General features: G+C 59.0%; 23 protein-coding genes and 1 tRNA gene. 11 read left to right on the forward strand and 13 right to left on the reverse strand.

Translation table 11 applies throughout. The features are described 5' to 3' along the window. Nucleotides 1-8: 8 nt before the first annotated feature. The 4 genes from ACRZ9U_RS02725 to ACRZ9U_RS02740 are packed head-to-tail and all read right to left on the reverse strand — an operon-like array spanning nt 9 to nt 4,481. The gene (locus ACRZ9U_RS02725; RefSeq protein ID WP_170406320.1) at nt 9-1,349 is read right to left on the reverse strand and encodes an NAD(P)/FAD-dependent oxidoreductase; all 1,341 of its coding nucleotides are present in this window, start codon (nt 1,347-1,349) and stop codon (nt 9-11) included. Beyond that, the gene (locus tag ACRZ9U_RS02730; RefSeq protein WP_480901268.1) at nt 1,346-2,842 is read right to left on the reverse strand and encodes an aldehyde dehydrogenase; all 1,497 of its coding nucleotides are present in this window, start codon (nt 2,840-2,842) and stop codon (nt 1,346-1,348) included. Before ACRZ9U_RS02730 ends, ACRZ9U_RS02725 begins: the two co-directional genes overlap by 4 nt. A gap of 3 nt (nt 2,843-2,845) precedes the next feature. Further along, nucleotides 2,846-3,763, reverse strand: coding sequence for a dihydrodipicolinate synthase family protein (locus ACRZ9U_RS02735; protein WP_170406326.1), 918 nt, complete (start codon nt 3,761-3,763; stop codon nt 2,846-2,848). Between the two features lie 7 nt (nt 3,764-3,770). Beyond that, nucleotides 3,771-4,481 carry a GntR family transcriptional regulator gene (locus ACRZ9U_RS02740; RefSeq protein WP_170406329.1) on the reverse strand — a complete coding sequence of 237 codons (711 nt, stop codon included), beginning with the start codon at nt 4,479-4,481 and terminating at the stop codon, nt 3,771-3,773. Nucleotides 4,482-4,613: 132 nt separating this feature from the next. Here ACRZ9U_RS02740 and ACRZ9U_RS02745 point away from each other — a divergent pair, with 132 nt between their 5' ends. The 3 genes from ACRZ9U_RS02745 (at nt 4,614) to ACRZ9U_RS02755 (ending at nt 6,947) form a co-directional block, all read left to right on the forward strand. Then, nucleotides 4,614-5,564, forward strand: coding sequence for a GlxA family transcriptional regulator (locus ACRZ9U_RS02745; protein WP_170396693.1), 951 nt, complete (start codon nt 4,614-4,616; stop codon nt 5,562-5,564). Nucleotides 5,565-5,638: 74 nt separating this feature from the next. After that, nucleotides 5,639-6,394, forward strand: a complete 756-nt coding sequence (locus ACRZ9U_RS02750; protein WP_170406332.1) for a 3-hydroxyacyl-CoA dehydrogenase — start codon at nt 5,639-5,641, stop codon at nt 6,392-6,394. A gap of 10 nt (nt 6,395-6,404) precedes the next feature. After that, the gene (locus tag ACRZ9U_RS02755; protein WP_480901271.1) at nt 6,405-6,947 is read left to right on the forward strand and encodes a sugar O-acetyltransferase; all 543 of its coding nucleotides are present in this window, start codon (nt 6,405-6,407) and stop codon (nt 6,945-6,947) included. Nucleotides 6,948-7,018: 71 nt separating this feature from the next. Here ACRZ9U_RS02755 and ACRZ9U_RS02760 read toward each other — a convergent pair whose 3' ends face one another. The 3 genes from ACRZ9U_RS02760 to ACRZ9U_RS02770 all read right to left on the reverse strand — a co-directional run bounded on the left by ACRZ9U_RS02760 (nt 7,019) and on the right by ACRZ9U_RS02770 (nt 10,205). Then, nucleotides 7,019-8,827: an ABC-F family ATP-binding cassette domain-containing protein gene (locus ACRZ9U_RS02760; RefSeq protein ID WP_480901273.1), complete on the reverse strand. Its 1,809-nt coding sequence runs from the start codon at nt 8,825-8,827 to the stop codon at nt 7,019-7,021. A gap of 68 nt (nt 8,828-8,895) precedes the next feature. After that, nucleotides 8,896-9,630, reverse strand: coding sequence for a GNAT family N-acyltransferase (locus tag ACRZ9U_RS02765; protein WP_170406340.1), 735 nt, complete (start codon nt 9,628-9,630; stop codon nt 8,896-8,898). A gap of 98 nt (nt 9,631-9,728) precedes the next feature. Beyond that, nucleotides 9,729-10,205 (reverse strand): outer membrane protein assembly factor BamE, encoded by a 477-nt coding sequence (locus ACRZ9U_RS02770; protein WP_170406343.1) that lies wholly within the window; start codon nt 10,203-10,205, stop codon nt 9,729-9,731. Nucleotides 10,206-10,289: 84 nt separating this feature from the next. On the opposite strand from ACRZ9U_RS02770, the gene ACRZ9U_RS02775 reads away from it, so the two are divergent. From ACRZ9U_RS02775 to ACRZ9U_RS02810, 8 genes are all read left to right on the forward strand, one after another. After that, nucleotides 10,290-10,826 (forward strand): DUF177 domain-containing protein, encoded by a 537-nt coding sequence (locus tag ACRZ9U_RS02775; RefSeq protein ID WP_170406346.1) that lies wholly within the window; start codon nt 10,290-10,292, stop codon nt 10,824-10,826. A 205-nt stretch (nt 10,827-11,031) separates the two neighbouring features. Further along, the gene (gene rpmF / locus ACRZ9U_RS02780) at nt 11,032-11,238 is read left to right on the forward strand and encodes a 50S ribosomal protein L32 (protein WP_008756996.1); all 207 of its coding nucleotides are present in this window, start codon (nt 11,032-11,034) and stop codon (nt 11,236-11,238) included. 24 nt (nt 11,239-11,262) lie between these two features. After that, nucleotides 11,263-12,348, forward strand: coding sequence for a phosphate acyltransferase PlsX (gene plsX / locus ACRZ9U_RS02785; protein WP_170396680.1), 1,086 nt, complete (start codon nt 11,263-11,265; stop codon nt 12,346-12,348). A gap of 24 nt (nt 12,349-12,372) precedes the next feature. Next, nucleotides 12,373-13,344 (forward strand): beta-ketoacyl-ACP synthase III, encoded by a 972-nt coding sequence (locus ACRZ9U_RS02790; RefSeq protein ID WP_170406350.1) that lies wholly within the window; start codon nt 12,373-12,375, stop codon nt 13,342-13,344. A 96-nt stretch (nt 13,345-13,440) separates the two neighbouring features. After that, a complete protein-coding gene (gene ihfA / locus ACRZ9U_RS02795) occupies nt 13,441-13,743 on the forward strand; it encodes an integration host factor subunit alpha (RefSeq protein WP_008755922.1) in 303 nt (100 codons plus the stop codon). 18 nt (nt 13,744-13,761) lie between these two features. After that, complete coding sequence (locus ACRZ9U_RS02800; RefSeq protein ID WP_170406352.1) at nt 13,762-14,352, forward strand: MerR family transcriptional regulator; 591 nt, start codon at nt 13,762-13,764, stop codon at nt 14,350-14,352. A 61-nt stretch (nt 14,353-14,413) separates the two neighbouring features. Continuing rightward, nucleotides 14,414-14,490: transfer RNA gene (locus ACRZ9U_RS02805), tRNA-Pro, on the forward strand. 61 nt (nt 14,491-14,551) lie between these two features. Further along, complete coding sequence (locus ACRZ9U_RS02810; protein WP_170406356.1) at nt 14,552-15,631, forward strand: 2'-deoxycytidine 5'-triphosphate deaminase; 1,080 nt, start codon at nt 14,552-14,554, stop codon at nt 15,629-15,631. A gap of 3 nt (nt 15,632-15,634) precedes the next feature. Here the strand turns inward: ACRZ9U_RS02810 and ACRZ9U_RS02815 are convergent, their stop codons facing one another. The 6 genes from ACRZ9U_RS02815 to argS all read right to left on the reverse strand — a co-directional run bounded on the left by ACRZ9U_RS02815 (nt 15,635) and on the right by argS (nt 21,247). Continuing rightward, the gene (locus tag ACRZ9U_RS02815) at nt 15,635-15,874 is read right to left on the reverse strand and encodes a hypothetical protein (protein ID WP_170396673.1); all 240 of its coding nucleotides are present in this window, start codon (nt 15,872-15,874) and stop codon (nt 15,635-15,637) included. 65 nt (nt 15,875-15,939) lie between these two features. Beyond that, nucleotides 15,940-16,590 carry an SMC-Scp complex subunit ScpB gene (scpB, locus tag ACRZ9U_RS02820; protein ID WP_170406359.1) on the reverse strand — a complete coding sequence of 217 codons (651 nt, stop codon included), beginning with the start codon at nt 16,588-16,590 and terminating at the stop codon, nt 15,940-15,942. Then, entirely contained in the window at nt 16,583-17,377 is a 795-nt protein-coding gene (locus ACRZ9U_RS02825) for a segregation and condensation protein A (protein WP_170509855.1), read from the reverse strand. The genes scpB and ACRZ9U_RS02825 overlap by 8 nt, the downstream gene beginning before the upstream one ends. After that, the gene (gene nagZ / locus ACRZ9U_RS02830; protein WP_170406366.1) at nt 17,367-18,374 is read right to left on the reverse strand and encodes a beta-N-acetylhexosaminidase; all 1,008 of its coding nucleotides are present in this window, start codon (nt 18,372-18,374) and stop codon (nt 17,367-17,369) included. Before nagZ ends, ACRZ9U_RS02825 begins: the two co-directional genes overlap by 11 nt. Next, on the reverse strand, nt 18,371-19,462 hold the full coding sequence (locus ACRZ9U_RS02835; RefSeq protein WP_480901277.1) for an SPOR domain-containing protein: 1,092 nt from the start codon (nt 19,460-19,462) through the stop codon (nt 18,371-18,373). The genes nagZ and ACRZ9U_RS02835 overlap by 4 nt, the downstream gene beginning before the upstream one ends. 39 nt (nt 19,463-19,501) lie before the next feature. Then, a complete protein-coding gene (gene argS, locus ACRZ9U_RS02840) occupies nt 19,502-21,247 on the reverse strand; it encodes an arginine--tRNA ligase (protein WP_170406369.1) in 1,746 nt (581 codons plus the stop codon). Nucleotides 21,248-21,314 lie beyond the last annotated feature (67 nt).

Consider the following 21,314-nt stretch of genomic DNA (forward strand, 5'->3'; position numbering starts at 1 on the left):
CCTGCAAGCTATTCCGCCCCTGATCGCCACTCTTTCCAGCGCAGATACGCATTGGCCCCAACCGATGCGAAGGGCTCGGGTGGCAAACGCGGTGGCATCGGTTGCGCCAGAAAATGATCTGCAATCTGGGAGTCTTTCCCCAGTACAAGCTCTGCCACGCCCATTCCCTGCAGTGTTCCTCGCGCTATACCCAATCCGTTTTGACAGCAGGCGGCATATACACCCTGCTCGATCTCACCGAACGCGGCCGAACCATTGCGGCTGAGGCACAGCATCCCAGCCCAACGGTGCTGCATCTGTACATTTGGCAAGTTGGGAAATCGCTCCTGAAACTTACGATCGTGCACCGCGCCTGCCCGATTCAAATGGCTATCGCTGCTGTGGATTTCAGGATGAAAGCTTGAACAGGTCCGGATCAGAATGCGATCCCCATAACTGCCCGAAACCCGCCGGACCGAAGTGCCCATCGGATCCGCTGGCGTTACTGACCAGCGTGGCTGTCCGCCCAGCGTGGCGATCTGATCTGGCGTCAGCGGTTCCGTTATCGACGCGTAGAGGCAGATGTGCATCAGACGCCGCTGGTAAAACCCAAAGCTCTCCAGGTGACCATTTGTTGCCATCACGATCCGCCCCGTCGAAACCCGCGCCTGTTCGGTCTCGACCGCCCAGCCACCGCCTTGTTTGCGAAACCCGGTCACGGCAGAGTTTTCATAAACACCGATCCGCCCAGCCAGATGCGTTGAGAGAGCCCGCACATAGGCTGCAGGCTGGATCATCACCGTCCCGGGCGCAAACAGACCAGATGTGTAATGCGGGCTGCCCGTCAGCGCCTGCATCTGCTGTGCATCATAAAGCTCGTGGGGCTCTCCCAATCGTGCCAAATGCACTGCGTAGTCTGCGTTGTGCCGATCACCCGCTGCGGTCGCAGCAGCGTTGATCTTGCCGCACGGGTCGAACATCTCCGGCGACAGGTCGCACTCAGCGGCCACCCGGGTCGCAAAGGAAATCGCCTGGCGATTCAGCGCGATTGTGGCCCGATCTGCCTCCAGCCCATCGCTGGCGTAATTGTCCGAGGCCAAGTCATGCGGCAGATCGATCATGAACCCCGAGTTGCGCCCGGCAGAGCCTTCCGCAAAGCGCCCAGCCTCAAGCACCACAACCTTCAGCGCCGGATCAAGCTGATGCAGCCTCAGCGCTGCGGACAGCCCGGCAAAACCACCGCCGATGATGGTCACATCTGCGGTCTGGTCTTGCTCAAGCCGAGGCAGGTCCTGCTGCAGAGGCAGGATGGCATTCCATCCTGCCACGCCGGTTTGCCGGGGTAAACGTTTGGCGGTGTAGATCGTCAATCTACCGCCTCATCTTCGTCATCGGCCAGATCAATCCAGATGGTTTTCAGTTGGGTATACTGATCATGGGCGTGAATCGAGTTGTCCCGGCCACCAAACCCGGACTGCTTGTAGCCACCAAAGGGTGTGGTGATATCCCCTTCACCAAAGCTGTTGATCGTGACGGTACCCGCCCGGATCGCCCGCGCGCCTCGGATGGCGCGTTTGGCGTTGGCTGTGAAGATCGAAGCACACAGGCCATATTCAGTGTCGTTGGCAATGCTGATCGCCTCGTCAAAGCCAGAGACTTCGATCACCGACAGAACCGGGCCAAAGATTTCCTCGCGCGCCAGCGTGGCATCGTTTCCGGGCACTTCGACCACCGTGGCCTCGATGAATCCATTCTCGGCCTTTCCGCCAATCAGCACGTTTTCGGCCTTGTCCAGATATCCGCAAACCTTGGAATAATGCCCTTCACTAACAAGCGCGCCCATACGAGTTTCCGGGTCCAGCGGTTCGCCGACATTCCATTGCTTCGCATGATGCGCGATCCGTTCCAACAACTCTGCCTTCACGTCCTTATGCACAATCAACCGCGACGAGGCCGAGCAATTCTCGCCCATGTTCCAGAACGCACCATTGACGACATGCGCCGCCACGCGGTCCAGATTTTCCGCATCCTCCATCACGATGGCCGGGTTCTTGCCGCCCATCTCAAGCACCACCTCCTTGGCATTGCTTTCAGCGGAATAGTTCAGGAACTTCTTGCCCGTCACGGTCGAGCCAGTGAAGGACACCATGTCGATATCCATATGCCGCCCGATGGGTTCGCCCACCTCGGCGCCACCACCTGGTAACACGTTCAGCACACCGCGCGGCAACCCGGCCTCAGACGCCAGCTCCGCCACCTTTAAAGCGGTCAGAGAAGTCTCGGCCGCCGGCTTCAGCACCACTGAACACCCCGCCGCCAGCGCCGGCCCGATCTTCCACGCCAGCATCAGCAAGGGGAAGTTCCACGGCAGGACCAGCCCAACCACGCCAATGGGCTCACGCACGACCATGGCGATGTGGTCATCACTGGCCGGGCTGACCTGATCATAGATCTTGTCGATCGCCTCGGCATGCCATTTCAGGCAGTGGATCGTCTCGGGAACATCAACAGTTTCGCAATCAAAGATCGTCTTGCCGCTGTCGATGCTCTCCATCACCGCCAGTTCCCGCGCGTTGCGGGTAAGCAGCTTGCACAAGCGGATCAGAATGTCCTTGCGATCCGAGGGGTGCATCTTTGACCAACGCCCGTCGTCAAAGGCTTCTCGCGCCTTTTCGACCGCAAAATCCACATCCTCCGATCCGCAGGCAGCAATGCTGGTCAGCACAGCCCCAGTGGCTGGATTGATAGTCTCGAACACCTGCCCTGAGGTCGCCGGGCGGTAGCCGCCATCGATGAAAGCGCCCGTCGGCAGATCCAGATGCGCAGCGATGGATTCGTATTCGTCTTTCGTCAACAAGCCCATGCCTTAACCCTCCGCCAAAATATCTGCGATTTTGCGTTTCAGAACGCGCGTCACCTGTTCCAGCGCGCGTTTGTCATCTTTGTTCAAACCTTTCAGAGGCGGCCTCACCACGCCTGCATCGATCCCGTTCATGGTGACGCCATGCTTGATCGTCTGGATGAATTTGCCGCCCTGCTCCAGCACCCGCATCAGCGGCATCAGCGCGCTCATGATGCGACGGCCCTTGGCAAAGTTGCCCTCGATCACACAAGCCTGATACAGCGCCACGTGTTCGGCAGGCAGAAAGTTCGACCCGCCACAGACCCAGAACGGCGCTCCCCAGGCGAAGAACTCCAGCGCCTGATCATCCATGCCGCAGCCCAGCTGAATATGCGGATAATCCCGCGCCAGCAGATGAACCCGGTTGATATCGCCCGAGCTTTCCTTGATGCCACAGAAGTTCCGGCTGCGGCCTACGCGGTCCAGGAACTCTTCCCCCATCATCGTGCCGGTCCGGTGCGGATAGTTGTACAGCATCACCGGCAGGTCAGCCGCCTTGTCGATTGCCAGCGCGTTCAGCGCATTCTCGCGGTCGGTGGGCACCGAATAGGGCGGGCTGGCCAACAAGATCGCATCTGCGCCTAGGTCTCGCGCACCTGAGGCCAAAGCGACGGAGTCCCCGGTCAGCATCGCCCCCGTTCCCACAACCAGAGGCACACGCCCCTTCAGTTGTTCATGCGTAAAGCGCGCCAGTTCCAGCCGCTCATCGACGGTCTGCGCATAGTTTTCGCCGGTGGACCCGCCCGAGATCAGCCCGTGCACACCATTCTCGATCAGGTACTCGATCACCTCGGCCAACGCGTCCCAGTTCACGCCACCATCCGCCGCGTAGGGTGTCACCACCGGCGTATAAATACCCTCAAATCTGAAGATCGGAGTCATGTGTCCCTCATGCAGATGTCATGCCGGGGACCTGCCCCAGCGGAAAATCCAACCCCTCGGGCATCACGAACAGCTCGATCTGATCGCGTGACAGGGTCCAGTGGTCGTCGGCCAGCTGCGCAGCAGCCGCCTCATCGCCCGCCTCGATGGCGGCGATGATGGCGTCATGCTGGTCGCTCGCCTCTGAAAGGTTCTCAGCCATTCGTGCGGTCTGCGGGCGATAAAATGTCATCCCGATCCGCGCGTGATCGATCAGCAACCGGTTGAACGAAGGGGATAAATAGACATTCCCCGCCATCTCTCCGGTCACCTCGTGAAACCGGGTATTGGCCAGCGTCCGCTCCTCAGCCGAGCCTGTACGCAAGGCTTGCCGAAACGTCTCTTGCGCCTCTTTCAACTGATCGATCTGATCGTGCGTCGCATTCGCCGCGGCCAGACGCAGCACCGCGCCATAGACCATCGGCGCAACCAGAAAGAAATCGCGTAGCGTGGTATGAGACATCTCTGACACCCGCGCCCCGCGATGGGTGCGCAGGTCCAGATACCCCTCACCGGCCAACTGCCGGAACACTTCGCGCAAAGGCGTGCGCGACAGGCCAAAGGCCTGCGACAGCTGCGCCTCGTCCAAATCTTCTCCGGGACGCAAACGCAGGGTCAGAACCGACATCTTCAGATGCTCAGCCAACGCCTCTTTCGGTGATTTCCCTTCGTCCCTCATCCGATCCCCTTAATCACGATCCCGCGAATCGATAGCTTGCCCTCTGGTATCGTATAAAAATACATGTTGTATACAGTTAGTTTTCGTGCAGCATGCAGAAAACTGTCAGAACGCCCTGATTCCGGACTATCGATGAGCCAAACACAGCACTACGCCTTCATACTGGTCGAGGAATTCTCGCATCTCGCCTTCTCCTGCGCGGTCGAGCCATTGCGGATCGCAAATTTGCTGGCCGAGGAAGATCTTTATCGATGGTCCTTCCTGTCCGAACACGCAGAGCATGCGGTCTGTTCAAACGGATCGGTCACTTTGGTGCATGGCGGATTGGGATCTATCCCAAAATGTGACCAACTGTTTGTTCTGTCAGGAATAAACATGCGCAATCACGTCTCGCGTCCGCTGCTCGCAACCCTGCGCCGAGAGAGGGCACGGGGCACCAATATCAGCGCCTTGTGTTCCGGTGCATGGCTGCTGGCCGAGGCCGGATTTTTGGATGGGATGCAGGCGGCGATCCATTGGGAATACCATGATGCTTTCATGGAGGCCTTCCCCGAGATCAACCTCGTCCGCAGCGTCTTTGTCGCCGACGAAAAACACATGACCGCCTCGGGCGGCACCGCGACCGCCGATCTGATGCTGCACCTGATCGAACGCGACCACGGCCACGACCTGTCGGTCGCAGTGGCCGATCAGATGGTCTATAACGCCGTGCGCAACGCCACTGCCGATCAGCGCGTCTCGTTGCAATCGCGCAACGGGATGCGGAACGCGCATCTGGCCAAGGCGATCCACATCATGACCGACAATATTCAAAGTCCACTGTCGCCCTCGGTCATTGCCAGCGATATCGGTATCTCAACCCGACAACTGGAGCGTCTGTTTGGGAAATTCCTGAACACCTCGCCTAAGAAATACTTCATGGAATTGCGGCTGGACCGCGCCCGCAATCTGCTGTTGCAGACCGAATCTTCGGTGACCGAGGTCGCCTTTGCCTGCGGTTTCGAAAGCGCCGGCCATTTCTCGCGTGTGTACCGGGCTGCGTTTGGCGTCACGCCGATGCAGCAGCGCAGCAGGCTTGATTGATCAAAGCTGTGACTGGACAGAGGGCCATGGTTGGGATTATCTGAACAAGTGTTCAGATCAGGAAGGAACCCGCCATGCAACTCTCAACCACAGCTGCGGTGATCACCGGCGGTGCCTCCGGCCTGGGTGAGGCCACAGCCCGTCACTTTGCCGAGAACGGCGCGCAGGTCACCATCCTTGACCGCGACGCCGAGCGTGGCCCGCAGGTCGCGGCTGAAATCGGCGGACATTTCGCACAAACCGATGTGACGGATGAGGCCTCGGTCGCTTCAGCGATTGCACATGCGATGGACAAGATGGGTCGCATCACCGCCGCAGTGAACTGCGCCGGAATCGCGATTGGAGCTAAGACTGTGGGCAAAGACGGCCCCCACCCTCTGGAGGCGTTCCAGCGTACCATCGACATCAATCTGGTCGGTTCCTTCAACGTCTCGCGTCTTGCTGCCGCAGAGATGGCAAAGAATGACCCCGAACCGGATGGCGCACGCGGCGTGATTATCAACACGGCCTCCATCGCCGCCTTTGACGGACAAAAGGGTCAGGCGGCCTATGCAGCCTCGAAAGGCGGCGTGGTCGGTATGACGCTACCCATGGCGCGCGATCTGGCCTCGACTGGTGTCCGCGTGATGGCCATCGCACCGGGCATCTTCATGACCCCGATGCTGGCCGGCCTGCCTGAAGAGGTGCAGCAACAGCTTGCGGCGGACGTCCCCAACCCTGCTCGCCTCGGCGACCCGCGCGAATACGGTCGTCTGGCCGGGTTCATCGTCGAGATGGGCTACCTGAACGGAGAGGTCATCCGCATCGACGGTGCCCTGCGGATGCGCTAAGACGGGTTTCATGACCGAGCGGCAGAAAATGGCGGCAGGCGAGTGGTATTGCTGCCTCGACCCCGAACTGGAAGTGCTTCGTATGAAAGCACGCCGCGCGGTCCATGCCCACAACACCTGCCCGCCCGATGACCGAGGGGCTATAGCTCCCGAATTGGCGGCGCTCTTTGCGGGGATCGGGCAAGATTGCTATTTTGAGGCTCCGTTCCACTGCGCTTATGGAATGAACCTGTCGCTGGGCGACCGGGTGTATCTGAATGCGGGCTGTGTCATTCTCGACACCGCGCCTGTTCGCATCGGCAGTGACTCGATGCTCGGCCCCACGGTGCAGATCTATTGCGCCCAACACGCCAAAGACCCAGTCCTGCGCGCACAGGGTCTGGAAATCGACCACCCGGTGACAATCGGCGAAAACGTCTGGATCGGCGGCGGCGCGATCATCATGCCCGGCGTCACTATCGGAGACCGCGCCATCGTCGGCGCGGGCAGTGTCGTCACGAAGGACGTCCCCGCCGGAGCAACTGTTGCCGGTAACCCCGCCCGCCCCATTTGAGCACGCGCAAACCGGTGCATAGGTTTGTACAACTCAGACAATCTAGTCGATTGAGGTTGTACAACTCGGACTCAACCGGCTTCGGCCTTCTCTTCCAGCATCAGCCACTCTTCCTCAGCCGCTGACAGTTTTACCTGCCGTTCGACCAGGGCATCGGTTGCCTTCTGGAACTTGATCGGTTCGCGTGTGAACAGCTCAGGATCAGACATCAGATCTTCGAGCTTGGCGATCTCGGCTTCAAGGCGCGCGATCTCTGCTGGTAGCTTCTCAAGTCGGTGTTTCTCCGAAAATGAAAGCCCCGCCTTCTGCTTCGCCTCTTGCTTCACTTTCGGCTTTGAAGGCCTTGGTTTTTCTTCCTTTTTCGCAATCACATCACCTCGCTGAGCGATGTAATCGGACCAACCACCAGCATAGACGGTCGCGCGCCCGTTGCCCTCCATGGCGATGGTTGTGGTCGCAACACGATCCAGAAAATCCCGATCGTGGCTAACGAGCAGCACCGTGCCATCATAGTCGTCCAGCAATTCCTGCAGCAGATCCAGCGTTTCGACATCCAGATCGTTGGTCGGTTCGTCCAGCACCAGCAGGTTAGAGGTTTTTGCCATCAGTTTCGCCAACAGCAACCGGGCTTTTTCCCCTCCGGACAATGACTTAACAGCCGCTCTTGCCTGCGCATCATCAAACAGAAACTCTTTGAGATAGCCCACCACATGCTTGGGCTGCCCGCCGACCATCACCTGATCGGCCTTGCCCGAGACCCGCATCTCGGGATCGCCGGTCAAGCTGTCCCACAGGCTCATTTCCGGGTCCAGCTGTGCCCTCGCCTGATCGAACACGGCGATCTCAAGGTTAGTGCCCAGCACCACCGAACCCTCGTCTGGTTCAACCTGACCTAGCAGCATTTTCAGCAACGTCGTTTTGCCCACACCGTTAGGCCCAACAAAGGCCACACGGTCGCCGCGCTGAACCAGAAGATCGAAATTGCGCACGATCTGCTGAGAGTCAAATGCCTTTGAAACGCCAGTAGCCTCGATGACCTTGCGGCCTGATTTCGGACCGGATTCCAACGTCATGGCAGCCGATCCCTGACGTTTGATCTGCGCTGCACGCTCGGCGCGCAAGGCTTGTAGCGCCCGAACACGACCCTGATTGCGCTTGCGGCGGGCGCTGATACCCTCGACGGCCCATCGCGCCTCGGACTTGATCAAGCGGTTCAGCTTGTGGCGCTGCTGATCCTCCTCTTCCCAGACCTTGTCCCTCCAGCTTTCAAAGGCCGCAAAGCCCTGTTCTTGCCGCCGCACAACTCCGCGATCGATCCACAGCGTCGCACGGGTCAACGCACGCAGGAATGCGCGATCATGCGAGATCAGAACATAGGCTGCACGGGTCGAGCCCAACTCACGCTCCAACCACGCAATCGCCTCGATATCCAGGTGGTTCGTCGGTTCGTCCAGCAACATCAGGTCCGGCGCTTCGGCCATCAGCTTGGCCAAGGCGGCGCGTCGCCTTTCCCCACCCGAAGCGGTTTCGACCGCACGCTCAGGGTCGAATTTCAGCCCTTCGCCCGCGCGTTCGACCTTATACAGCTCACCCGGTTCCAACCCGCTTGAGGCATAGTCTCCAAGCGTCGCGAATCCCTGCATTCCGGGATCCTGCTCCATATAACCGACTGATTTACCAGGAGGGATGACGATTTCACCCTGATCGGCCTCGACCAGCCCGGCCATCACTTTCATCAAAGTGGATTTGCCAGACCCGTTCCGCCCGACCAGCGCGACGCGATCACCGGGTTGAACCACAAGGTCCAGATCGGAAAACACCGGATCACCCCCGAACGTCAGAGAGATACCGGACATCTGCAATAAAGGAATTCTCGCCATACCCGCCAGCTAAACCGGCCAAAGCAAGGCGTCAACGCCCCAACTTCACCTTTTCCCAGATACTCAAATCACCCTGCCACCGCGCGCAGCAACCGTTTACGAGCTGGGGGAATTGCTCCGATTTCAAGGCCGGTGAACACATGCAGGGTGTTCATGTGCCTGTCTACCACCGCATGATCGCTGACCCACCCCCCCATCATCAGATAGGTACGCAACAAGGGCGGCATCCGAAGCATCGCCTGTTTTACATCAGGGCGTCTGCGCAAGCGCGCCGCAAAGCGAAACACATCCGGCGCCTTGACTCGCGGCAACCATCGCCTTGGTGCCAGATGTCGGTGTTTGAGCATCGCAAAAGCGTCAAGATATTCGGCAGTTTCTGTTCCAGCGAATGACGAACAACCAAACAGCATTTCGATCCCGTTCTGATCGACATACGCCGTCATTGCGCCCCACGCGACACGCAAGATATCCGGATCATTGTAGTCCGGGTGAATACAGAACCGGCCCATCTCGACCATCGGTCCGGTAAAATCGCGTAGCGCCGACAGGTCATAGAACTGTGCCGAGTAGCTGAGTCCGATTTCAAAGCCGCCCTGCATTGTCAGCATACGGAAACAGCACACCAACGCCCCACCGGCCTGCAGATCTTCGACCAGAACATGGGCGCAGCGTTCGTCAAAAGCATCACAATCCTGACCATCAGTAGCAAAGGTCAGCATCCTCAGCGTCTGCGCCGCCGCCACATCTTGCTCGGTTTGCGCCAAGCGGGCGCGATATCGGCCCTTGTCCAACAAAACCGCCATGGTCGCATCCTCCTGCGGTTGCTGACCGGTCACATCTGTCTGGTCTCTACTACAGAATGTGTGACTGTCCTGTGACCACTGCAAGAGGATTGGACGCTTTAGTTGCTTGCGCCAGGAATATTCGCCGGGTTGAAGTTGCCGATATTGCCCAGAAGCTGACGTAGGAAGCCTTTGTCTTCGACGTTGGAATCGGTCACGCGACGATCCAGCACGATGACATAACCGTCTTCCAGACCGAACCGCTCGATATTGCGAACCACACCGCGCTGATCAAAGCTGATCGCGACCAGTTCACGCGAAACAACCTCGGGCCGTTTGGGCCCATAATGACGGACGCGCGAGGCGACGTAGTAATAGCCCGAATCCCGTACCACGCCCGCCGAGCTGGGTGCGCCGATGGTTTCTTCAACGCTGTCGCGGGTATCGACGCCGACCTTGATCTTGGCCAGATCCTCGGGCGGAGGCACGTAGCCGTGATTCTTGAAGATCGGTGAACATGCGCCCGCGATCGCCAGACAGGCCGCAAAGACAAGCGTTTTCGACGCTGGTTTCAACCTGTTCAAACCCTTCAACATGCACATCCTCTTGCCATGGCCCCTTACGGACCCTATCCGATTACAGAAACCAAGGCTCCGGTTCAACACAGGAAAACCTCACGAATGAGCAACCAGACATCTTTACGCGTCGCAGACCTGCCGCAAAACGCTCCGACCCCGTTTGAGCTGCGCCCGACCGGCGACGCACTGGAGGCCATAAAACAAGAGCTCGGCCTGCTTGGCCTGCGCAAGCTCAGCTTTGTCGGCGAATTGCGGGCGCAGGGCAAACGCGACTGGACTCTTTCGGGCAAGCTGGGCGCGACGGTGATCCAACCTTGTGTCGTGACGCTTGAACCTGTGACCACACGCATCGATACCCCTGTGAGTCGTGTCTTTCTGGCCGATTGGACCGATCCGGACGAGCCCGAGTTCGAAATCCCCGAGGATGACGAAACCGAACCGCTTGGACCCGAGATCGATCCGGCGCTGATCATGGTTGAGGCGCTATCGCTGGCCCTGCCCCAATACCCCCGCAAGGATGGGGCTGAGCTGGGTCAGGCGGACTATACCGAACCGGGCAAACAGGCCCTGACGGATGAGGATGTGAAACCCTTCGCCGGTCTGGCCGAGCTGCGAGATGCGATGAAAAAAGACGAGTGACAGGCAAGGTATTTCCTGTCATAGCAGACCGTCAGAAAAACCGCTTGAACATGACGAGAATCGCAGTATTTTCGCGCGCTCATTGGATTTTGGGTTGGACATTGCGGGGCAAGCCCCTTAAACGCGCGTCAAACCACGAGAAAACAAAGTACGTAACCCGGCTGACAGCGAATCTGTAAGCCCTTATCAGACAAAGGTTGAGACCATGGCCGTCCAACAGAACAAAGTTTCCAAGTCGCGCCGCAACAATCGCCGCGCACATGACGCTCTGGTTGCTGCAAACCCGAACGAATGCCCGAACTGCGGCGAGCTGAAGCGCCCGCACCATGTTTGTGCCTCTTGCGGCCACTATGATGACCGTGAAGTCGTCGCTCAGGCCGACGAAATCGACCTGGACGAAGACGCGGCCTAAGCCTGATTGGACGCAGGCCAAGGCATGACGGATCAGCCCACGCAAACCGGACGGATCATCATCTCGGTTGACGCTATGGGCGGAGATTCGGGCCCTGCCGTCGTTGTGGCGGGCATTGCAAAATCTGCGGACAAGAATCCGAAGATCGGGTTCATCCTGCACGGTCAGGAACAGGAACTACGCAAGCTGGTTGCCAAACGGCGTGTCCTTGATGGGCGCGTCGTTTTTCGTGATTGCCCGGACGTGGTCACGATGGAAGACAAACCAAGCCAGGTTGTCCGCAGCGGCAAGAGCACATCGATGTGGTCCGCTCTGGAAGCGGTGCGTGCAGGTGAAGCGCACGGCGCGGTGTCCTGCGGCAATACGGGCGCGCTGATGGCCATGTCCATGTTGCGGCTGCGCAAGCTGCCCGGCGTGAACCGCCCTGCCATCGCGATCCTGTGGCCCTCGCGCAATCCGCATGGGTTCAACGTGATGCTGGACGTCGGCGCAGATGTGCGCGCTGATGCCAAGGACCTTTTGCAATACGCGCTGATGGGGGCTTCATACGCGCGCAACGGTATGGCGCTCAGCCGCCCTCGGATCGGGTTGCTGAATGTCGGTACCGAAGAACACAAGGGCCGCGCCGAACTGAAAGAAGCCCACGCGATGATCTCGGACTTTGCCGATCAGGCGAATTTCGAATTCGTGGGATTTGTCGAAGGCAGCGATATCCCCGGCGACAAAGCTGACGTGATCGTGACCGACGGCTTCACTGGAAATGTCGCCATTAAAACCGGCGAAGGCACCGCGAACCTTATCGGTGATTTGCTGCGTGAAGCGTTCAAATACTCGCCCCTATCCCGGTTAGCCTCGATCCTGGCAATCACCTCGTTGAATCGTCTGAAAAAGCGGATAGACCCGCGCCGCGTCAATGGCGGCGTGTTCCTGGGACTCAACGGAACCGTGGTGAAATCCCACGGCGGAGCGGACGCAACCGGCGTTTCCGCAGCGGTTAAGCTGGCCTTCACTCTGGCTGAATCCGGTTTCGCCGAAAAATTGGCGGCACGGGTTGCATCAACAGCCGCACTTGCACAAGATGCGGCCCATTCCGTGTCTCAATCGGAATAATAACAAAAAAGGCAGTACCCCAGCATGGCAGGCCGCTCAGTTGTTGTAGGTGTCGGGCATTATTTGCCAGAGCGCGTTGTACCGAACTCTGAGTTCGAGAAAACGCTGGATACGACGGACGAATGGATTCGCACCCGGTCCGGGATCGAGCGGCGACATTTCGCGGCCGAGGACGAAACAACATCCGATCTGGCCACCAAAGCGGCCGAAGCTGCACTGGCTGATGCCGGACTGACGGCGGATGATATCGACGCGATTGTGCTGGCAACCTCCACAGCTGATTTGACCTTTCCTTCGGCGGCAACCATGGTACAGGCCCGGTTGGGCATGACCAAAGGTTTTGCCTTCGATGTACAGGCGGTCTGCGCTGGGTTTGTCTTTGCGCTCAGCAACGCCAACGCCCTGATCCTGTCCGGTCAGGCCAAGCGCGTACTGGTGATCGGCGCCGAGACCTTTTCACGAATCATGGACTGGACCGACCGGTCGACCTGCGTGCTGTTTGGCGATGGCGCGGGCGCATTGGTTCTGGAAGAGCAAGAGGGTCAGGGCACTTCTGATGATCGCGGTATTCTTGCGACCGACTTGAATTCGGACGGACGCTACAAAGACCTTCTCTATGTTGATGGCGGGGTTTCGACCCAATCCACCGGCCACTTGCGGATGCAGGGCAATCAGGTCTTCCGTCATGCGGTCGAAAAACTGGCCCGAACCGCAGAAGTCGCGCTGGAGCGTGCAGGTCTGTCCAGCGACGATGTTGACTGGATCGTGCCGCATCAGGCCAATATCCGCATTATTCAGGGCACCGCCAAGAAGATGGGCCTGCCGATGGATAACGTTGTGGTCACCGTTCAGGACCATGGCAACACATCGGCAGCCTCCATCCCTCTGGCCCTGTCGGTGGGCAAGCAAAACGGCCAGATCAAAACCGGCGATCTGATCGTTACAGAGGCGATTGGTGGCGGTCTGGCCTGGGGTGCGGTCGCACTGCGTTGGTGACCGGCACAATCCGGCTTACAGAGCCTCCTGCAATTCATTGATATTGACAGCGAATTTTGCATAGCCATATGCTCAGACATCAACAGGGGAAAAAGCATGGGCGACAAAACACTGACCCGAATGGATCTGAGCGAGGCCGTCTTTCGTGAGGTTGGCCTGTCACGCAATGAAAGCGCACAGCTGGTCGAAAGCGTTCTGAACCACATGTCTGACGCGCTGGTGCGTGGCGAACAGGTCAAGATTTCGTCCTTCGGCACCTTCAGCGTTCGGGACAAAACTGCCCGTATCGGTCGCAACCCTAAAACCGGTGAAGAGGTTCCGATCCAGCCCCGTCGTGTGCTGACATTCCGTCCGTCGCACCTGATGAAGGATCGCGTCGCCGCAGGGAACCGCAAGTAAGTTCAGGACATCCAGGTTATGAGTAAGTCCCCCGATGCCTTTCGCACCATAAGTGAAGTTGCGGACTGGCTCGGAGTTCAGGCTCATGTGCTGCGTTTCTGGGAAAGCCGGTTTGCCCAAGTCAAACCCGTCAAACGCGCCGGTGGACGGCGATATTATCGCCCCAATGATATGCGTCTGCTGGGCGGTATTAAGAAACTGCTGCACGAGGACGGGATTACCATCAAAGGTGTTCAGCGTATCCTTCGGGAACAGGGCGTTGCGCATGTTGCTTCGCTGTCACCTAGCCTGGATGAAAACGCGCCCGTACCCAGCATCGACGATACTGTGGTTCCGTTTGCTTCAGCGCCGGAACCATCCGCAAACCAGATCGACATGGATTTGGGCGAACCCGCCCATTCCCCTGCCCCGAGGGCTCCGAAACCCGTCGCAACCCCCGAACCCAACCCGATACCGGCTGAGCTGGATGCAGCGCCGCTGATGGGTGGTATTGCCTCGCTGGCATGGAATCGTGACGAGTATGACGATGAGCTGTTGCACCAGATTGCACCCATCGCCAAGGACCTGCGCAGGTGGCTGGATCGCGTCGAACACCACACGGCGGGATAGCAAAAAAGGCGATGATTTCCTCTTGCCCCCGCCGGGAAAGTCTTTATGAACACCTCAACGTCGGGCTATGGCGCAGCCTGGTAGCGCGTCCGTCTGGGGGACGGAAGGTCGCAGGTTCGAGTCCTGCTAGCCCGACCAAATCACACCGACGTTTATGGCACATAGGCCAGATCCCGCTCTGGCAGCAGAGGGGATCGAGATGACAGGTGTTTGCCCAAACCAACAGCTTGAGGCGATGATTGCACGCGCTGAGATCGCCGCAAGCCCGGATATCATCCCTGCACAAGTGCAGCCGGCAAGCCTTGATCTACGTTTGGGCACAGTGGCTTACCGGGTGCGCGCGTCCTTTCTGGCGGGCGAAGGGCGTTCTGTCGCAGACCGGCTGGCCGAGTTTGAGATGCACCGCATCGACATCACTGAAGGCGCTGTTCTGGAAAAGGGCTGTGTCTATCTGGTGCCGCTGATGGAATCACTCGCCCTGCCCGATGACGTCAGTGCGGTGGCCAATGCCAAAAGCTCGACCGGGCGGCTCGACTTGCTCACGCGCACGATCACCGATGGCGGAACCGAGTTTGATCGGGTTCCCGCAGGCTACACAGGTCCGCTTTATGCCGAGATCTGCCCGCGATCGTTCTCGGTTCTGGTGCGCCCCGGAATGCGTCTGAATCAGATCCGTTTCCGCAAAGGTCAGGCGGTACTCAGCGACGCCGAGCTGACCGCGTTGCATGGTCAAACGCCGTTGGTTGATGGGCCAGCCGTCATTCAGGACGGGTTGGGGTTTTCGGTCGATCTGCAACTGCCCGATACCGATCTGGTCGGCTATCGCGCCAAGCCCCATACCGGGGTGATCGATCTGGATCGGATCGGCGAATACGACCCGCAGGAATACTGGGAAGAGGTGCATACCAAGGACGGTCGCATCATCCTCGACCCCGGCGCGTTCTACATTCTCGTCAGCCGCGAAGCGGTGCATATCCCGCCAATGTATGCTGCTGAAATGGCCCCATATCTCGCTATGGTCGGCGAGTTCCGGGTACATTACGCCGGATTCTTTGACCCGGGCTTTGGACATGCCGAAGCAGGCGGTGCCGGATCACGCGGGGTGCTGGAAGTGCGCTGCCACGAAGCGCCATTTGTGTTGGAACACGGACAAGTCGTCGGGCGCCTGGTTTATGAGAAGATGGCCGAAATGCCGACACAGCTATATGGAGCTGGGATTGCCTCGAACTATCAGGGTCAAGGCCTGAAACTGTCCAAGCATTTCAAAGCCGTGGGCTGAGTTTCAGAACTTCATGAACCGACGCATCTGACGCGACACCTGCCGCATCTGCTTTGCGCTTTGATTTTGGCGCTTGGTCGCATCGCGCATCTGGCGATCCGCCTCGGGGCCATTCTCAACATCAGACTGACCCGGTTTGCGGCCCACCTTGCTGGCCATATCAATACCCTTGTCCACACCGTGGTTCACCAGGCGACGCATCACCCGGCGCACGATCATATCGATGATCCGATTGGCATTCATTGGCTCAACTCCGTTATGTGCACCCTAGGATAGGTGCGATCTGCGGCAGTAAAAGGGCCGTCCGATCACTCTTCTTCGAACAGCTCGGTTTGATCTTCGTCCCCGTCATCACCCTGCCCTTCGCCCAGCGGCACAGCACCAGGGGGTGGGCGATTTTCCAACAGTCCGGCTGCGCGCAACTCCTTCAGGCCCGGCAGGTCACGGGCGTTTTCCAGCCCGAAATGATCCAGAAACTCAGGCGTTACGACGAATGTCACCGGACGGCCTGGTGTCATGCGACGGCGGCCCAGTCGGATCCACTCCATCTCAAGCAGTTGATCAATGGTGCCGCGCGAAACGGACACGCCCCGGATTTCCTCAATCTCGGCGCGGGTGCAGGGCTGGTGATAGGCCACGATTGCCAGTGTTTCGATTGCAGCCCGGCTAAGCTTGCGGGTCTCAACCGTTTCCTTCTGCATCAGGAAGCCAAGATCGGGGGCTGTGCGGATCGCCCAAGCCTCACCAACGCGCACCACACGCACCCCGCGCCCTTCGTACCGTTTCTGAAGCGATTCAACAGCTTGCGCGGCATTGCTGCCATGGGGCATCCGCGCTTCAAGATCACCAATCGTCACCGGCTCGGCGCTGGCAAACAGCACGGCCTCGACCATACGTTCCTGTTCCGCCAAGGGTGGCGCTTCGAACAGTGTGCCTGTCTCTTCGTTGGCGTCAGTCACGTGTCTCAGTCCTCTTACGCAGATGGATCGGCGCAAAGGTCTCGCTTTGCTTGATCTCCATATGTCCTTCTTTCACCAGCTCAAGCGAGGCTGCGAAGGTTGCAGCCGTGGCCGAGCGTCGCCGCACCGGATCGGCATCCCAGCCTTCGGGCAGGTAGGTCTCCATATCCGTCCACGCACCGGCAAAGCCTATCAAGGGCCGCATCCGCTCAAGCGCTTGTTCCATGGTGAAAACGGCGTCGCGATCCATGACGAAGGGGCGGAACTCGTCGCGCGTGCGGATACGCGCATAGCCCTGCATCAGGTCCAGCAGTGTGGCGGAATAGGTCACGGTGCGGATACGCGTAACATCCTCACCCTGCCCGCGTTTAAAAAAATCGCGGCCCAATTGATCACGCGCCATCAACCGAGCGGCGGCATCACGCATGGCCTGCAGACGCTCCAATTGGAATGCGAGGTGCGCGGCGAGTTCCTCGCCCGATGGGCCTTCGTCATCCGGGTCCGGAGGCAATAACAGGCGTGATTTGAGGAAGGCCAGCCAGGCCGCCATCACCAAATAATCTGCCGCCAGCTCAATCCGCAACTGCCGCGCTTTTTCGACAAAGGTCAGATACTGTTGCGCCAACGCCAGAACCGAGATTTTGCGCAAGTCCACTTTTTGCGTACGCGAAAGTGTCAAAAGCACATCGAGCGGACCCTCAAACCCATCGACGTCCACAATCAAAGCCTCGGCGGCCAGCCGATCGGCAACCGAGACCGGGTCTTCGCTGAAAAGGTTATCCTGCATATACCTGCCCGCCCATTAGGGCAGATAGTTCCGCCTCGGCGGCTTGGATGTCAAGTTCCTGTGGCGGCTGGCGTCGAGCCAACGCCCGATCTGCGCGGGCTTGTGCCGCATCCGACATCTCACCAGCGGCTTCGAGCACCTGTGCGCGTTCTTCAAAGGCCCCGTTGCAGTGCAAAGTAACATCGCATCCAGCGTCCAGTGCCTGTCGGGCCAAGTCGGCGGGCGCGCCGTTCAGGGCTTTCATCGTGATATCGTCGGTCATAATCAGACCGTCGAAACCGATGCGCTCCCTAATCAAAGTCATCATTCCAGCAGAAATCGTTGCGGGCCGTGGATCGATCTGGTCATAAACCAAATGCGCCGTCATCCCCATCGGCAAGTCGTTCAGCGCGCGGAATGGTGCAAAATCTGCTGCTTCCAGTGCACTTAGAGAAAGATCCACATGCGGCAACTCGTGATGACTGTCGAGCGTCGACAGACCGTGGCCGGGCATGTGCTTTACTACCGGCAACACTCCGCCATCAAAGTGTCCGTTGGCAACGGCTCGACCAATCGCGGAAACCTTTTCGGGATCAGACCCATAGCAGCGGTTCTTCAGGAACGCATGAGTACCCTCGCGGGCCAGATCGACCATCGGCGCACAATTGCTGTCGATGCCCAATCCCAGCAGTTCATGCGCGATCAGACGATAGCGCAGATACATCGCGCGCTCGGCCTGATCTCCGGCATGCGCGACATGATCCAAAGGGGGCAACCATTCACGGGCTAAAGGTGCGCGCAGACGTTGTACGCGGCCACCTTCCTGATCGACTGTGATTAGGCAATTTCGGCCAACCGCTGCGCGGAAGTCCTCGCACAAGGCGCGGGTCTGGTCAGCGGATTCGATGTTGCGGGCAAACAGAATGAACCCGAACGGGTTCATCTCTTTGAACAAAGCTTTTTCATCCGGCGTCAGGCGCAGCCCTTCGGCATCGGTGATAACCGCGCCAAATCTCACCGGACGGCGACCGGGATACAGTCTGCACCCTGCGCGACTAGGGCCGCGCAAAACTGGCGCGAGTCGCTCAGATCATCAAACCCCATGACACGCAGGCGATAGAAGGTTCGTCCTCCGCTTGAGGTCTTCTGTATAACACGCTGTTTTCCATCCATATATTCTCCAAATCGGCCATTCAAACGAGCCCATTCGGCCTGCGCCACATCGGCGCTTTCGTATGCCCCAAGCTGAGCAAGTCGCGTGCCTTTGGTCAATGTATCGGGATCAACGTCCAGACCAACAGCAGCCTTTACTGCAGCATTGATCGCAGCTTCCGTAGCGCTGTTGGACGAAATAGAACTTGGCGTAGCGCGGGCTGGACGCACATGCGGACGCAGCGACCGGCGCACACCAGGCAGTGTAGCAATCTTAGGGTCGGGCTGTTGCGCGGCGTAATCAGCCGGATCAATCGCGGGCTCGTCTTCGGGCGTGACCAGGGAAGCCAATTGCACGCCCTGCTCAGGCGTCTGTTCAGGCAGAGGTTCGGCGGCGAGCCCTTCGGCCAGAGCGTTCACGATCGCCTGATCAGTGGCGGGTTCCTCAATCACTTGCACTGCATTTGTGGCCTCAAGCGCGGTCATGGGCGTGTCTTCATCAGTCAGAGACACGGGGCGCGGTGCGAGGATCAGACGATCTGCTGGCGGTGCAGCAGTCCCGACAGCGGCAACTGCATTTACCGCTAGTCCCTGATGATCGGCAGGCGTCCCGCCGGGATTTTCGGGCTGCACGCGCATGGGTCCTTCGGCGGCGCGCACGACCGGTACCCCGCTGACGTCGCGCATGATCAGTTGGTAGCCCCAAACGCCGACTCCGGCGACCAGCGCCAAAGACGCAACCGCCCCAAGCACGTTGACAATGCGGCCCAGCCCAGCGCCTGCGCGCGGGGCGTCATCATAGCTATAGCTTTCATCAGGATAATCATACGCATCTTCAGGATGCGATTGATTCGAGTAATGCATCTGCTCGGGGCTATGCTGCCCCGAGTAATCGTAACTTGCCATTTCCGCCTCACCGCCCGATTGCGCCGTAAAAAGTGGCGCGCGGGTCATTTCTTGTCTGCCTCAGACCGGCGGTTCGGGCGATATTTGTTATCGCATCTCCTGCGCCGGGGTAACGCCAAGAATACCCAAGCCCGCTGAAATCACAACAGAAACAGCCCGGGCCAGTGCGATTTTCGATTGGCTTGTGGCAACATCGCCATCCTGAATGAAGCGCAACTGGGTTTCGTCATTGCCCTTGTTCCACAGCGCGTGGAAATCTCCTGCCAATTCATAGAGATAGAAGGCAACCCGGTGCGGTTCATTTGTGCGAGCGGCGATTTCAACCAGACGTGGCCATTCTGCCAGCTTCTTGGCAACGGTCAGCTCAGAGGCGTGGTCGATCTTGCCCAGATCTGCCCCAGATAGCGTAGCATCATCGGCAGAAATCCCGGCCTCAGCGGCGCGGCGCAGCACACTCATGACGCGGGCATGGGCGTATTGGACGTAGAACACCGGGTTTTCGCGGCTTTGTTCCAACACCTTGTCGAAATCGAAATCCAGCGGTGCGTCGTTCTTGCGGGTCAGCATCACGAAACGGGTTACATCAGGCCCGACCTGATCGACTACATCGCGCAACGTGACAAAGTTCCCTGCCCGCTTGGACATCTTGAATGGCTCGCCATTCTTCCACAACTTCACCAATTGGGTCAGCTTGATATCCAGCGGCACCTTACCATCGGAAAGGGCCGAAACCGCCGCCTTCATCCGTTTGACATAGCCGCCATGGTCCGCACCGAACACGTCGATTAGCGCGTCAAACCCACGGCTCACCTTGTCATAATGATAAGCGATATCCGGGGCGAAATAGGTCCAGCTGCCGTCCGATTTCTTGACCGGGCGGTCGACGTCATCCCCGTGTTCGGTCGACTTGAACAAGGTCTGCTCGCGCGGTTCCCAATCCTCGGGTTTCTTACCCTTGGGCGGCTCAAGAACGCCTTCGTAGATCAGGCCCTTGTCGGTTAGCGACTGAAGCGCAGCCTCGATCCGCCCTGTGCCGTAGAGCGACTTCTCTGAGAAGAACACATCCATCTCAACACCCAGCGCCTTCAGGTCGGCGCGGATCAGGTCCATCATAGCGCCGGTCGAGAACTCGCGCAGCTCTTCCAGCCATACGCTTTCAGGCTTGTCGATCAGGCTGTCGCCGTATTTCTCTTTCAGCGCCTGACCGATCGGGATCAGGTAATCGCCGGGATAGAGACCTTCTGCGATCTCGGGGCTCAGCCCGTTAGCCTCGCGATACCGTTCATATGCCGACCGCGCCAGCACATCCACCTGCGCGCCGCCATCGTTGATGTAGTATTCGCGGGTCACCTCATGGCCCGAATAGGCCAGCAAGCTTGCTAGCGCATCACCGAACACAGCCCCCCGCGTGTGGCCCACATGCAGCGGGCCGGTCGGGTTGGCCGAGACATACTCCACGTTCACCTTCTGACCATGTCCCATGGTCGAACGGCCATAATCGGTGCCCTTTTCCAGCACCGCAGCCAACACTCCCTGCCAAACCGAAGGCGCAAGCCGCAGGTTTAGAAAGCCCGGACCTGCCACCTCGGCGCTGGTGATCCGACCGTCCGCAGACAGCTTGCCTGCCAGCACATCCGCAATGTCCCGCGGCTTCATCTTCGCTGGTTTCGCCAGTACCATCGCCGCATTGGTCGCCATATCGCCATGCGCCGCATCGCGCGGAGGCTCAACCGCCACGTTGTCAAAGCTCAGCCCCTCAGGCAGCGCGCCTTCGGACTGCATCTGCGCCAGCGCGTCCAGTACCAGGCCGCGGATCTCGGAAAACAGGTTCATTTCGGATGTCCTTTTGCTTGCCGCGGGGTTTACCACGCAAAGCGCCAAGGTCAATGGACGCCTAAAT

The organism is Ruegeria sp. D7 (genome assembly GCF_056534355.1).

Bases quoted from the DNA above. Each gene is read 5' to 3' on its own strand.
- ACRZ9U_RS02825 (WP_170509855.1), bottom strand. From the start codon at position 17,377: ATGCAGGATAACCTTTTCAGCGAAGACCCGGTCTCGGTTGCCGATCGG.
- rpmF (WP_008756996.1), top strand. From the start codon at position 11,032: ATGGCCGTCCAACAGAACAAAGTTTCCAAGTCGCGCCGCAACAATCGC.
- ACRZ9U_RS02800 (WP_170406352.1), top strand. From the start codon at position 13,762: ATGAGTAAGTCCCCCGATGCCTTTCGCACCATAAGTGAAGTTGCGGAC.
- ACRZ9U_RS02810 (WP_170406356.1), top strand. From the start codon at position 14,552: ATGACAGGTGTTTGCCCAAACCAACAGCTTGAGGCGATGATTGCACGC.
- ACRZ9U_RS02730 (WP_480901268.1), bottom strand. From the start codon at position 2,842: ATGGGCTTGTTGACGAAAGACGAATACGAATCCATCGCTGCGCATCTG.
- argS (WP_170406369.1), bottom strand. From the start codon at position 21,247: ATGAACCTGTTTTCCGAGATCCGCGGCCTGGTACTGGACGCGCTGGCG.
- ACRZ9U_RS02740 (WP_170406329.1), bottom strand. From the start codon at position 4,481: ATGAGGGACGAAGGGAAATCACCGAAAGAGGCGTTGGCTGAGCATCTG.
- ihfA (WP_008755922.1), top strand. From the start codon at position 13,441: ATGGGCGACAAAACACTGACCCGAATGGATCTGAGCGAGGCCGTCTTT.
- ACRZ9U_RS02815 (WP_170396673.1), bottom strand. From the start codon at position 15,874: ATGAATGCCAATCGGATCATCGATATGATCGTGCGCCGGGTGATGCGT.
- ACRZ9U_RS02750 (WP_170406332.1), top strand. From the start codon at position 5,639: ATGCAACTCTCAACCACAGCTGCGGTGATCACCGGCGGTGCCTCCGGC.
- ACRZ9U_RS02735 (WP_170406326.1), bottom strand. From the start codon at position 3,763: ATGACTCCGATCTTCAGATTTGAGGGTATTTATACGCCGGTGGTGACA.
- ACRZ9U_RS02745 (WP_170396693.1), top strand. From the start codon at position 4,614: ATGAGCCAAACACAGCACTACGCCTTCATACTGGTCGAGGAATTCTCG.
- ACRZ9U_RS02790 (WP_170406350.1), top strand. From the start codon at position 12,373: ATGGCAGGCCGCTCAGTTGTTGTAGGTGTCGGGCATTATTTGCCAGAG.
- ACRZ9U_RS02770 (WP_170406343.1), bottom strand. From the start codon at position 10,205: ATGTTGAAGGGTTTGAACAGGTTGAAACCAGCGTCGAAAACGCTTGTC.
- ACRZ9U_RS02765 (WP_170406340.1), bottom strand. From the start codon at position 9,630: ATGGCGGTTTTGTTGGACAAGGGCCGATATCGCGCCCGCTTGGCGCAA.
- ACRZ9U_RS02755 (WP_480901271.1), top strand. From the start codon at position 6,405: ATGACCGAGCGGCAGAAAATGGCGGCAGGCGAGTGGTATTGCTGCCTC.
- plsX (WP_170396680.1), top strand. From the start codon at position 11,263: ATGACGGATCAGCCCACGCAAACCGGACGGATCATCATCTCGGTTGAC.
- ACRZ9U_RS02775 (WP_170406346.1), top strand. From the start codon at position 10,290: ATGAGCAACCAGACATCTTTACGCGTCGCAGACCTGCCGCAAAACGCT.
- ACRZ9U_RS02760 (WP_480901273.1), bottom strand. From the start codon at position 8,827: ATGGCGAGAATTCCTTTATTGCAGATGTCCGGTATCTCTCTGACGTTC.
- ACRZ9U_RS02835 (WP_480901277.1), bottom strand. From the start codon at position 19,462: ATGACCCGCGCGCCACTTTTTACGGCGCAATCGGGCGGTGAGGCGGAA.